Origin of the sequence: Paenibacillus sp. VMFN-D1 (genome assembly GCF_003386155.1) — a bacterium.
Classification (GTDB): Bacteria; Bacillota; Bacilli; order Paenibacillales; family Paenibacillaceae; genus Paenibacillus_AQ; species Paenibacillus_AQ favisporus.
This window is the reverse complement of the sequence record NZ_QRDU01000003.1, coordinates 445,478-457,957: the sequence shown is the minus strand read 5'-3', so window position 1 is coordinate 457,957 and position 12,480 is coordinate 445,478. Positions and strand designations below refer to the sequence as shown.

Annotated in this window: 10 protein-coding genes; 7 read left to right on the top strand and 3 right to left on the bottom strand. The window is 56.1% G+C overall.

The window, feature by feature from the left end:
• Window positions 1–136 precede the first annotated feature (136 nt).
• A complete protein-coding gene (locus C7820_RS23005; RefSeq protein WP_116233004.1) occupies window positions 137–1,387 on the bottom strand; it encodes an MFS transporter in 1,251 nt (416 codons plus the stop codon).
• A 116-nt stretch (window positions 1,388–1,503) separates the two neighbouring features.
• Here C7820_RS23005 and C7820_RS23000 point away from each other — a divergent pair, with 116 nt between their 5' ends.
• The 5 genes from C7820_RS23000 to C7820_RS22980 all read left to right on the top strand — a co-directional run bounded on the left by C7820_RS23000 (window position 1,504) and on the right by C7820_RS22980 (window position 6,597).
• Window positions 1,504–2,313, top strand: coding sequence for an AraC family transcriptional regulator (locus tag C7820_RS23000; RefSeq protein ID WP_116233003.1), 810 nt, complete (start codon window positions 1,504–1,506; stop codon window positions 2,311–2,313).
• A 167-nt stretch (window positions 2,314–2,480) separates the two neighbouring features.
• Window positions 2,481–3,263, top strand: coding sequence for a TrmB family transcriptional regulator (locus C7820_RS22995; RefSeq protein ID WP_116233002.1), 783 nt, complete (start codon window positions 2,481–2,483; stop codon window positions 3,261–3,263).
• A 90-nt stretch (window positions 3,264–3,353) separates the two neighbouring features.
• A complete protein-coding gene (locus tag C7820_RS22990) occupies window positions 3,354–4,154 on the top strand; it encodes an inositol monophosphatase family protein (protein ID WP_116233001.1) in 801 nt (266 codons plus the stop codon).
• A gap of 101 nt (window positions 4,155–4,255) precedes the next feature.
• Window positions 4,256–5,164, top strand: a complete 909-nt coding sequence (locus C7820_RS22985; RefSeq protein WP_116233000.1) for a phosphotransferase family protein — start codon at window positions 4,256–4,258, stop codon at window positions 5,162–5,164.
• A 203-nt stretch (window positions 5,165–5,367) separates the two neighbouring features.
• Window positions 5,368–6,597 carry a family 8 glycosyl hydrolase gene (locus tag C7820_RS22980; RefSeq protein WP_116232999.1) on the top strand — a complete coding sequence of 410 codons (1,230 nt, stop codon included), beginning with the start codon at window positions 5,368–5,370 and terminating at the stop codon, window positions 6,595–6,597.
• Between the two features lie 94 nt (window positions 6,598–6,691).
• Here the strand turns inward: C7820_RS22980 and C7820_RS22975 are convergent, their stop codons facing one another.
• Window positions 6,692–8,497, bottom strand: a complete 1,806-nt coding sequence (locus C7820_RS22975) for an ABC transporter ATP-binding protein (protein WP_116232998.1) — start codon at window positions 8,495–8,497, stop codon at window positions 6,692–6,694.
• Entirely contained in the window at window positions 8,494–10,239 is a 1,746-nt protein-coding gene (locus C7820_RS22970; protein ID WP_116232997.1) for an ABC transporter ATP-binding protein, read from the bottom strand. The genes C7820_RS22975 and C7820_RS22970 overlap by 4 nt, the downstream gene beginning before the upstream one ends.
• 445 nt (window positions 10,240–10,684) lie before the next feature.
• On the opposite strand from C7820_RS22970, the gene C7820_RS22965 reads away from it, so the two are divergent.
• Complete coding sequence (locus C7820_RS22965; RefSeq protein ID WP_116232996.1) at window positions 10,685–11,653, top strand: ABC transporter ATP-binding protein; 969 nt, start codon at window positions 10,685–10,687, stop codon at window positions 11,651–11,653.
• Window positions 11,654–12,451 carry an ABC transporter permease gene (locus tag C7820_RS22960; protein ID WP_116232995.1) on the top strand — a complete coding sequence of 266 codons (798 nt, stop codon included), beginning with the start codon at window positions 11,654–11,656 and terminating at the stop codon, window positions 12,449–12,451.
• The last annotated feature ends 29 nt before the right edge of the window (window positions 12,452–12,480 follow it).

The window sequence follows — 12,480 nt, the reverse complement described above, 5'->3', positions numbered from 1 at the left end:
CCGCCTTTGTCCCTTTCCATCGGGAGAGGCGGTACGTCTTTTGCTGCTTTTGTTTAGATATAAGAAAATATAAGCTTCTAAAACTTCCGTTAAGTGCGGTCTGGCTTCTTAGAATGTACGTCGATAGACGTTTTTCTTATAGCGCTTCAGCCGAAGACGAGCTGCTGCCGGCCTTACCGGCTGCGCCCATGATCACGGAGTCTTTAGGCAGTAGCAGCGCGAACAGGCCGAGCAGCGGGAGAAAAGCGCATACTTGCGTCATCAGCGCAACCCCGTGTGAGTCCATCAGCCAGCCCATGATGACCGAACCCAGGCCGCCCATGCCGAAGGCCAGTCCGAAGAACAACCCGGCAACGGTTCCCACGTGTCCCGGCAGCATCTCCTGTGCGTACACGATAATGACTGAGAAGCCGGACATCAGGATCAGTCCGATGGCCGCACACAGGATCACCGACCCGATTGGCCCGGCATAGGGCAGCAGGAGGGAGAACGGGGACGTGCCGAGGATGGAGAACCAGATGATTTTTTGACGCCCGAACCGGTCTGCCAGCGGACCGCCCAGGAACGTACCGGCCATGCCGGCGAACTGCAGGGCAAAAATGCTCAGCTGCGCGCTGGTTAGCGGAAGGTGGTATTGATCCATGTAATAGAAGGCGTAATAACCGGTCATGCTGGCGAGATATACGAACTTGGAAAACAGCATGAGGATCAAGATCGCGAGCACATACACAATAAACCGCTTGCTGAACCGGCTGGGCTCCTGGTGATGGGTATGGTTTGCGGTCCGGGCGGGACGGGTCTGCCGGCTGTACCAGCGGCTGACGCCGAGCTGCAGCGCGATGCCGAGTCCGGCCAGAACGATAAACCATAGAAAACCGAGCTGCCCCTGCGGGCTGATGATGAACGCGGCCATCAGCGGAGCAAACGCCTGGCCGGTGTTGCCCCCGACCTGGAATACGGACTGCGCCAGTCCTTTCCGCCGGTTCATGGCCAGGTGGGCGACCCGGGACGACTCGGGATGGAGCACCGAGGAACCGATTCCGATCAGGGCCGCCGACAGCAGCAGGTACCAAAACGATGGTGCCAGGGCTAAACCTGCCATACCGAGCAGGGTAAACAACATGCCAAGCGGAAGGAGCAGCGGCAGCGGGCGGCGGTCGGTATAGTACCCAATGGCCGGCTGCAGAATGGAAGCCGTAATATTGAGCGTGAAGGCAACCCAGCCGATCTCGGTATAGCTCAGGTGCATCTGCTGCTGAAAGAGCGGGAACACCGCGGGAACAACCGACTGCATCGCATCGTTCAGCAGGTGGGCGCAGCTGACGCCGAGCAGAACGGCCAGAGCCGTATTTTTCACCGTATCCACAGTCATTTCAGTGTGTGACATTTCTCCACATCCTCTTTTTTTCTACCCATCATAGCGGATCGAACACGCTGCTGTCGCAGCGAAAATTGCCTTTTGGACAGAGCACGATATGCTATACTAAAGCGGGGTGAGGGTACATGAGAATGCAGATCGTAATGCCGCAGCTGGAGGTTCACCGTTTCTCCAGCCCGTTCGAAAATACACCGCATACGCACGACGATCAATACCAGATCACGATTCCGCTTCAAGGGACCTGCCATTTTACGCATGAGCATAAACAGCTGGCGCTCCCTCCCGGCGAAGGAATTGTGCTGCAGCCTAGCGACCGGCATTCCTTCTACATCGGCGACGGCACGGGCGTCGTGGTGATCCGGATCCGACCCGAGAGCCTGTACCCGGGTGATTCCTCGGTTTACAGTGAACCCCGGCACAGAAAGCAGTTTGACGTGGGCCGGGTATCGAGGGTGTTTCGGCAATGGACAGCGGACATGATGGCTCTCGACATGGCTGATCCGCTCGTGGAGGAGGAACTGGAAGCCCGGATGATCTGCGATCTGCGGGAACTGATTTGGGAGGGGACCGTTCCGGCCAGCCCCAAGATGGCCCATGCTGCCGCCGACCGGCATCTGGCACAGGTGCTCGAATATGTGCATGCGCATTTCACGGAACAGCTGAGCGTCAGCAGCCTCGCAGCGATGGCGATGCAGAGCCGGTACCATTTTATCCGGTCGTTCAAGTCCATGACGGGCGTGCCGCCTTATCAGTATGTGCTGCAGCTCCGGGTGAGGGAAGCGATGGAACAGCTGAAGAAGTCCGCGGACACTGTCACCGATATCAGTTTCAACCTCGGGTTCTCGAGCACGAGCCAATTTTTCCGGGCCTTTGCCAAAATGACCGGCATGACGCCGGAGCAGTACCGGAAATCGGAAGGACGCCGCTTGATCTAAAAAACTTAAATTAGAGCTGTGAAATCGAACCGTATCCGATAGGGATGCGGTTTTTTGTCCTTATCATCGAAACGGATTCTCCGTAATATGTAGATACACGCTTGACAAGATATCTAAGTAGTATTATAAAATAACACTACAGACTTTAACGAAAGGAGGAGCTAAAAATGATCGAACAACTGCGAAGCCTCGGTCTGTCGGATCTGGAAGCGCGCATCTACCTCGTGCTGCACGAAGAGCCGCATTTGTCCGGTTATGAAGTGGCGAAAAGGGTATCGGTATCGCGGACCAACGTCTATGCGGCGCTTCGGGTGCTGACCGACAAGGGCTTCTGCCGCTCCATCGAAGCGGATCCGGTACTGTACGATGCCGTTCCGATCGGGCAGCTCATCCGCATGCTCAAGTCGCAGTTTGAGCAGACGGCGAAGGCGCTTGAGGAGGAGCTGGATGCGCCGCCGAAGACGGTACCTGCCTTTTACACTTGGAAAGGGGAACAAGCGCTGCAGACCGCCATCCGCCGGCTGATTGCCAATGCGGACAGGAGCATTGTCGTTGACATTTGGTCGGAGGATGTCCACTGGGTGGAAGAAGCACTGATGGAAGCCCAGCAGCGCGGGGTTAGCGTCATTCTGATCACGATCGGCGAGGCGGGCACCGGGCTTTCGAACGTCATCGTGCATCAGCGGAGCGAGGAGTGGGCGCAGGTGATCTCGCGCAAATTTTCCGTTCTGTGCGACGGCCGGGCAGCCCTGATCGGCAGCTTCGGCAGATCACTGAAGCTGTCTGCGCTGGAGACGGACCACCCGTCGGTGATCGAGCTGCTGAACAATGCGTTCTTCCACGATGTCATCGCCGACCGGATTGAGCAGGACTTCGGCCGGGAGCTGGAAGAGAAATACGGACGTCACTACGAGCGGATTATCGATCCGTATCGCGGGATGCTGGAATAAGAGGCGTCCCCCCTTTTTTGGAGATTCATTAGTAGTATTCAAGAATACTATTAAAGAGCGATTCACATATCAAAAGGAGATGGATGAAAGATGAAAACGAATCTGAATGTTGAAGAAATTCGCACTGTTCTTGAAGGGACCGGCGGACAGCTGCTGGTCAAATACGGCCAGGGGCCCGCTCCGGCGGACCGGGAGGCGATGATCGCCCGTTTTGTGGAGGCGAACTCGTGGGCAGAGAAGAACATCCGGCGCATACTCGAATCCCGTTACCCGGTTATTCCATGGTCGGAGGCCGAATTGGATGCGTATCAGCAGCGTGAGCCGGAGTTTGGCGGGACTTATTGGGTGCTAGATCCAGTGGATGGCGCGGTGCACCTGCATCAGGGCTTTGCCTTCTGGTCGACCTCGCTGTGCCTGATCGAGGAGGGGCAGCCGGTTTTTGCGGCAGTGTATGATGCGAACCGGCGGGAATTTTTTCATGCGATGCGGGGACAGGGTGCTTATCTGAACGGGGAACGGATTGCCGTGGCACGGAAAACCAAACTTGCCGACGCCCTGCTGGTTACCGCCCCGCCAAACAAGGTGGAGAAGGAGCCCGAGAACGTGCGGCTGACCGCCTGGAGTACCGGGAAGCTCCTGCCGGAGACGACTGCCATCCGTATGCTCGGTTCGGTTGCGCTCCAGATGGCTTATGTGGCCTGTGGGCGGATGGATGCTTATTGGGAACACGGGCAGGAAGTTTACGACTGGATGGCCGGTGCTCTTCTGATTGAGGAGGCAGGCGGAATCGCAACCGATATGGACGGCAAGCCGTTTGGATGGGGTGCCTCCGGCGTAATTGCGGGAAGCCGGGAACTATGCAGTGGCATTACGGGGGTGCTGGGCTATTAATGCTATGGGGCTATGAGGCTATGCATACCTTTTTAGTACTTGAAGCGGGGGATCATGGCTGGTAGACTGCTTGTAATCTGGTAATTAAAGGAGGAAGCCTCATGACTATTGATCTTCTTGGTGCAGTCCGGTTTTTAAGCAGCCGTTTCGGCAGCCGGGCAAAGGATATTGCTCCGGTGGGTGCCGGAGACTGGTCAACGGCTTATGGATTCACGCTGGACGGCCAGGAAATGGTGATCCGTTTCGGCGCTCATGTGGAAGATTTTCAAAAAGATCAGGTCATGGGTTCACTCGCCCCGCCAATGGTACCCGTTCCTGAGGTTACCTTGATCGGAGAGACATCCGAAGGTTTTTATGCCGTATCGAGGCGGGTTCGTGGCGGACATCTGGATGAGCTTGAGGCTGGGGAAATGCGGCTGATCCTTCCGGTGCTGATGAATGCGCTCTCAGGACTTCAGCAGGCAGATACAGGAAGTATAAGCCATGGTGGAGAGTGGCGTATTGGGGGTCGTCGCGCAAGCTGGAGTGAGGAGCTGCTGTCCGTGACCGGACCGAGGGACCGGCTTCCCGGCTGGCGGGAGCGGCTGGATTTATTCCCTGCGGAGTCCAAAATATTTGATAGCGGTGTCTCGGCTTTACGGCGGCTCGCCCCCCGTCTTCCCGAGTACAGAGGTATCGCTCACTGCGACCTTTTGAACCGGAACGTATTGGTGGACCGCGGCGGGTTGACCGGCATCATCGATTGGGGGAATGCCATTTACGGTGATCCCTTGTATGACATGGCCTGGCTTTTATACTGGTGGCCATGGTATCCGCAGTGGCAGGAGATCGATCTGCAGCAGGTTCTGAATGAGGTTTGGGAACGGCAGGGAGGCTTTCCTTCACAGATGGAGGAGCGTCTCCGCTGCTGTTTGCTCCACATTGGCTTGGACCATATCGCCTACTGCGCTTTTAGGCAGCGCACGGAGGATATGAGGCGTAATGCCGTGCAGCTGTTGGATTACATATAAAAATATATTTTACAAATAATTGGAAATGAGGTAGACTAATAGAGAAACAAATATTAAAGCGCTTTAACTTTCGGAGGGGGGTGGGACTGCGTTAATCCTGTGATCTGCTGCCCGTACCAATGGCATCCCGGGCGGTTACAGCTGAGATGAACCGAGGCATAACCTGTTTCCTAATCTATGAAATTAAAGGAGCGTAATGGGTGATGAAAAGAAATAAGAGATTTTCATTAAGCGGCAAAGCCGTCCTGATTTGTTGTCTCGCTTTTCTGATGGTTCCCGCCGGATTTGCGCTGGCGGCGCCGAACAAGCCTTTTCCTCAGCATACGACTTACACCAGCGGCTCGATCAAGCCGAGTCATGTAACCCAGACCACGATGGACGATGCAGTCAAATCCAAATGGGACAGCTGGAAATCAGCTTACCTGAAGCCGGCCGGGACCGGCAAATATTATGTGAAGTACGATTCAAGCGGTGCTACAGTGTCCGAAGCGCATGGCTACGGCATGCTGCTGACCGTGCTGATGGCTGGATACGACAGCAGCGCGCAGACCTATTTTAACGGACTGTATAAGTACTACACCGAGCATCCCAGCGACAATAATCCGTACTTGATGGCATGGAAACAGAACAGCAGCTTTCAGAATGTTGAAGGGGCCGATTCCGCCACCGACGGCGATATGGACATCGCTTATTCGCTCCTGTTGGCGGACAAGCAGTGGGGCAGCAGCGGCACAGTGAACTACTTGCAGGCAGCCAAAAATATCATCAACGCGATTATGCAAAACGACGTGAACCAGACGCAATGGACCCTCCGGCTTGGCGATTGGGCTACCGACGGTTCCTACGCTACGGCGACCCGTCCTTCAGACTTCATGCTGAACCATCTGAAGGCGTTCCAGCAGGCTACCGGTGATACCCGGTGGACCAAGGTCATTGATAAAACCTACTCCATTATCAATTCGATTTATACAAATTACAGTGCATCGACGGGATTGCTACCCGACTTTGTCGTCTACTCGGGAGGCGCGTACAAGCCGGCGCCGGCCGACTTCCTTGAAGATACGACCGACGGCTCCTACGCCTATAATTCCTGCCGTACGCCTTGGCGGATTACGACCGATTACCTGATGACCGGCGACAACCGGGCCCTGAATCAGCTGAACCAGATGAACAGCTGGATCAAAGGCAAGGTGAACAGCAACCCGGGCGCCGTCAAGGACGGATACAAGCTGAACGGAAGCGTCATCGGTTCGTATAACAGCGGCGCCTTTTTCGCCCCGTTTGGTGTCAGCGCCATGACTTCCTCGTCGAACCAAACCTGGCTGAACTCCGTGTGGACGTATACGGCCGGAAGCTCAAGCGAAGGATACTACGAAGACAGCATCAAGCTGTTCTCGCTCCTCGTGATGTCCGGCAATTGGTGGACGTATTAGTTTCTGGGGAAACCCGTCTATGGGTAAATAACATGAACAGCCCCGGCCGCAATTGGGCCGGGGCTGTTTGGCTATCCCCAAGTGATGAAGTGGTTCAGACCTTCACCGTCTCGTTGTTGCTGTCAGTTTGCTCACCCGACTCCGATGAATCCGTCAGTTCCCCCTGCCACAGCAGCTGCATTTCCGTGCTGGACACCAGCAGTTCGGCAAGGCTGCCTTCCGCTTCGATGCGGCCGTCCTTCATCACGATGATATGGTCGGCCTGCGCCAACGCTGCCCGGCGATGGGATACGGCGATGCAGGTGACGTCGCGTTCCTGAAACAGGCGCTCCCACAGCTTCTTCTCCGTCTCGACGTCGAGCGCGCTCGACAGATCGTCGAAGATAAACAGGTCCGACTCGGTCATCATCATGCGCGCTGTGGCGGCGCGCTGGATCTGGCCGCCGGACAGCATGACGCCTCTCGGGCCGACGAAGGTATCGAGACCTTTCTCCAAGTCCTCGATATCCTTCTCCATGACGGCCAGCCGGATCGCCCTAGCGAGCGCATCCGCCTCGGGCGGGCTGCCCTGGACGATGTTCTCCTGCAGCGTGTCGCTGAACAGCCGCGGAACCTGCGGCGTATAAGCGGAGCGCGGCGGAACCAGGAACGCCGCCGGATCGATATCGCGGCCGTTCCAGCGCACATCACCGCCCGATTTGGGCAGCAGGCCGAGCAGCGTGCGGACGAGGGTCGATTTGCCGGAACCGATCCGTCCGGTAATTACGACGAACTGACCTCTTGTCACCGCAAAGTTCACATCGGCAATCCCGTTCTCCGAGCCCGGATAGGTGTGGGAAAGGTTCCGGATTTCCAGCGTTTGCAGCCGGTCATCCGAGCTGCGCTCGACCACCGGCAGCTCTGGCGGCTCGCCGTAAAGATACGTTTCGCTGAAATCCATGATCCGCTCCTGTTCCCCTGGCCGGAAGAGAACACTCATACGGTCGAGGGACACCTTAAGTCTTTTATGCTGAAAAACCATATACCCGAACAGGGAAATACTGAACGCAATATTGGTCATGTATGAGGTAAACAGGGCGAAATCGCCGACGGTAAACTGCCCGGCCTTCATTGCCGAGGCGCACATCAGCAGGATGATCCCGGTACAAATGCTGAGCACATGCTGATTGAGCGAGCGCATCCACTGCTTGAACAGGTTATCCTTTAGCGCTGCCTGCCTCCGCGATTCATTCAGCTCCACAAAGCGCCGATGGACATGCTCCTCAGCCTGCCCCAGCTTCAGCGCCTGCACCGCGCCGAAAGACTCGGCAATGAAGCTGGTGATGCGCCCGGTGGCTTCGCGGTTCTGCTGGCCGTAGCGTCTCGCCCGGTTGCCGGACAGATTGTTCAGCAGCGTCACCGCAACCAGCGGCAGAATCGCGACCAGGGTGATCTGCCAGTTGATGCGGGCCATGATGACCAGGGAGATGATCGCAAACGCAAACCGTCCCCAGAAGTCGACCCAGGACTCCACGTATTCGACCACTTCATCCACGTCTTCGCGGAACCGGCTCACGGCTTCGCCCGGAGAAGCGGGGAGGTTGCGTCCGGGCCAGCGCATGATGCCTTTCAGCATATTCGTGCGGAGAATCGCCTGGATGTCGTAAATATAGGTGACCCATTTAAAAAAGGCCCAGAAAAAGACGCCGGTCCGGGATATGCGGACAATAGCGATAAAAATGAGCGGGGCGACGAGCCACAAATAGTTATGCGACTGGCCGGTCGCCCTGTCGAAAAACCACTGCATGCCAAGGCCCAGCAGCAGCGGCATGGAATGGAACAGCCCCCACAAGAGGCCGTTCACAATAAACAGCGAGATGTTATACGTAAACAGGCGCTGGATAAACCGGGTTACGGTCATGCCAAGTCCTCCTCTCGTCCGGTAATCAGCAGCTGGGCGTAGTGTGAGGTTGGGTCTTTCGCCAATACCTCCCGTTCCCCGAATTCAAGAATCCGGCCGTCGCCCAGCACCATAATGTGGTCGACCTGCTCCAGCGTGGAGAGCCGGTGTGCGATCACGATGCCCGTGCAGTTCTGCAAGAGCTGATCCACGGCTGACTGCAGCATCGCTTCGGTAGCGGCATCCAGCCGGGACGACGGCTCATCCAGAATCACCAGGCTCGGCTGGGTCAGAAAGACCCGTGTCAGGGCGAAAAGCTGCGCTTCCCCGGCGGACAGCGAGGCGCCGCCGGCCTTCAGGTGCGTATCCAGACCTTCCGGCTGCGAGTCGATCCACTGCTTGAGTCCGAGCCTTTCGGTCGTGCCCAGTATATAGTCGTCCGATATGCTGCCGTCAAACAGCGTCAGATTGTCCCGGAGCGTGCCGTCAAACAGCTGCACGTCCTGCGTGACCATGCCGACCCGGCGGTACAGCGCCTCGAGCTTCAGGTCGCGGATGTCTACGCCCCCCACCCGGACGGTGCCGCTATTGATATTGTACAGGCGCAGCAGGACCCGGCTGAGGCTCGACTTGCCGCTTCCGGTACGTCCGATGATGCCCAGACGCTCGCCGGGCCGGACGGTGAACGTAATATCGTGGAGTACTGGCTTATCCGGGTTATAGCTGAAATGGACATGGTCGAATTCCAGACCAAGCGCTCCGTCAGGCAGCGCCGTTTGCGACCCTTCCATGATTTCGGTGCGGCTCGCCAGCAGATCCTGGGAGCGCAGCATGCCGGATTTGGCCTTTTGGAATTCCTGAACCTGATCCCCGAGCTGCTCGATCGGATCGTTCAGCATTTGGGTGTATTGATAGATCAGGAATAGCGTTCCGAGCGATATTTGGTCGGTCAGAAAATAATGAACACCGAGCATCAGCACCGCCGTCACGGCGATGGCGAACAGCACGACCGTCGTATTCCAGGGAATGACGCGCAGCATCCAGGCTTTGCGGCCTTTGAGAAACACATTTCGCATGGAACGGTAGAAGCGGTTCATGACGTACGGCACGTTGCCGTTCGCCTGAACGTCCTCAATGCCGGCGATCCGCTCCTCGATCAGGCCGAACAGTGCCGCGCTGGCACCGCGTTCATCTTTGGAGGAGGTGACGCCCAGATTGCGGATGAACACCATGGCCCCAATAGATGCCAAAGTGAACAGGGTCATGACCGAGGCAATCGGCCAATTGATCGTAAACATATAGCCGAGAATGCCGGCAAGAAGCACGAAGCTGCCGATGACTTTAATGATAAACATGGCGAAAAAGTTCGACATGTTGGTGACGTCCCCGTCGATCCGCTCAATCATTTCGCCCGGCGTTTTCAAGTTGTGAAACCGCATGTCGAGCCGCAGGCAGTGCTTCAGCAGGTCGCCGCGCAGCTGGTTGGTGGCGCGCCAGGACACGTCGTTGCCGAGATAGCTGATCGCCACGGTCAGGACCTGGTTCAGCACGGCAAAGACCAGGTAAATTCCCGCCAGCACGAGCAGGCTGGAGACGATGCCGTTCGCGGCGGCCGTATCGATAAAGCGCTGCACGATCTGCGGATTGACCAGCTGCGCCCCGGTTGAGGCGAGCAGCAGAATAAGCAGCAGGAGCAGCCGCCCCCGGACCGGCTTCAAATACTTCAGCAGCCAGGACATCGACGGCTTTGCGGATTGTTGCATGGTAAAACCCCCCAATTCCAAACGAAACCTTATGTATGGTGACTTGCTTTCGCCCGGCTTTCATAATTGACCGGATGCAAATAATATCCATCATACAATAATTTGGAAGTGTTTCAAGATAAAGTTTGACTAAATCCAAACTTTATCGGCGTTTTATCTCAGGGTGGCTGCAAGGCTTGCAGTGCGTGCCATCCCCCTTGCCTTCAGGCGTAGCAGGCGGATTCATGCTGAAGAAACGAAGTGGTCCCCTTTATTCCCGGATTTCAACCTTCTACCCGATCCATGGAAATCTGGGAATAACAGGGATCGGAAGCATGATCCGCATGCGGAGCCTCTTCAGTTCATATTCAGTTCATAATGTAGGTTTAATCTTAGTACCGTTCACAAGCTCGGCACTGCTTGATGCAGGCCCGGCTGGTGACCCAGAATCAAGGGAGGTATGAAGATGGAACCCATTATTCGCGTAGAACAATTGCGAAAACAATATAAAAGCAGCAAACGTCCGGCCGTGGACGGGATCAGTTTCGAGGTGGGGCGGGGCGAATTTTTCGCCTTCCTGGGCCCGAACGGGGCGGGGAAAACGACCACAATTTCGATCCTGACCACCACGCTGTCCAAAACCGAAGGCACGGTCATGATCGCCGGCTATGACGTGGAGAAGGAAGCGGCAAAGGTGCGCCGGAATGTCGGCATTATTTTTCAAAACTCGAGCTTGGACCTCGATTTGACGGCAGAAGAGAACATCCGCCTCCATGTCAGCATCTATGGCGTTTATGCCTACCGGCCGTTCTATGGCATGATGCCAAAGGAATACAAGCAGCGGATCGAGGAGCTGGCCGCCATCGTCGGCATTCACGATAACTTGTTCAAGAAGGTCAAAGGCTTCTCCGGCGGGATGAAGCGCAAGCTGGAAATCATGCGCAGCTTGATGCACAAGCCGCAAATTTTATTTTTGGATGAGCCGACGCAGGGGCTGGACGCCTCTGCCCGCCAATCGCTGTGGGCTTATCTACAGAAGATCCGCAAGGAGGAGAACATTACGATTTTCCTGACGACACACTATTTGGAAGAGGCGGAGGAAGCCGACCGGGTATGCATGATCACGCACGGCAAAGTGGCGGTGCTCGGTACGCCGGAAGAGATCAAGCACAAGCTGCTGGGCGACAAAAGCATGCTGATCGATGCCGGTGACCGGAAGGCGCTGCGGGCGGAGCTGGAGGAGCTTCAGGTTTCCTTTACCGAAGAGGAACAGTGCTTCCGGGTCCGTTTTCAGGATAAAACGCCGCAGTCCCTCGTAGCCCGTCTGCAAACGCCATTAAGCCGGATGGAAGTGCACCAGCAGACGCTGGAGGAAGCCTATCTGAGCCTGGTGCAGCAGAGTCAGAACGACGAATCGAGAAAGGGGGCGGTCTAAATGCTCATGACCAAAGCGCAAAAAGAAAGCAACGCGGTTGTGGCGATCGCCGCACGGGAAATTACGAAAGGGATTAAAAATCCGGTGCTGATGATCGTGAGCATCGTCTTTCCGATCATTTTCATCGGCATCTTCGGCGGAAGCCTGTCGCAGAACATGGCCGGCAATCTCGGCTACAATTATTTGCAGTTCATGATGATCGGCATGATCGTGAACAGCGTGTTCACGGGCCTCATCACGGGGATGAGCTCCCTGATCGAGGAAAGGAACCAGAATTTGACGCAGGAGCTGTATGTGTCCCCGATCTCCAGGTATTCCATTATCCTCGGTAAAATGATCGGTTCCAGCTTCACCAGCATCGTGGGACTGATCGGCATTCTGATCGTCGCGCTCCTGATGCAAATTCCAATAGGCGGGATGCATATTGTATGGCTGTTTCTCATTACGCCGCTGTTCTGCCTGATCGGCGGATCGCTGGGTATTTTCTTCATCGGGTTTGTCCAAGACAGTAAGACGGCGGATATCGGTTCGATGCTGCTCGTCATGCCGCAGATGTTCCTGTCGGGAGCGATGATTCCGATCCAGCATTCCACTGGCATTCTCGGCTTTCTAGCCCATATTATGCCGATGACGTACTGCATTGATTTGGCCCGGGCAGTATTTTATTCCGGGACGCCGGTGTACTCGCAGGTCGTGTTGTACCATCCGGTGACGGATCTGCTCGTGATGGCCGGATTCTTCCTGGTCTTCACAATCGTCGGCACATTGATGTTTACGAGATCGGAACGGAATCGGTAAAATGCAGGTAGGACGAAAATGGCCCCTCG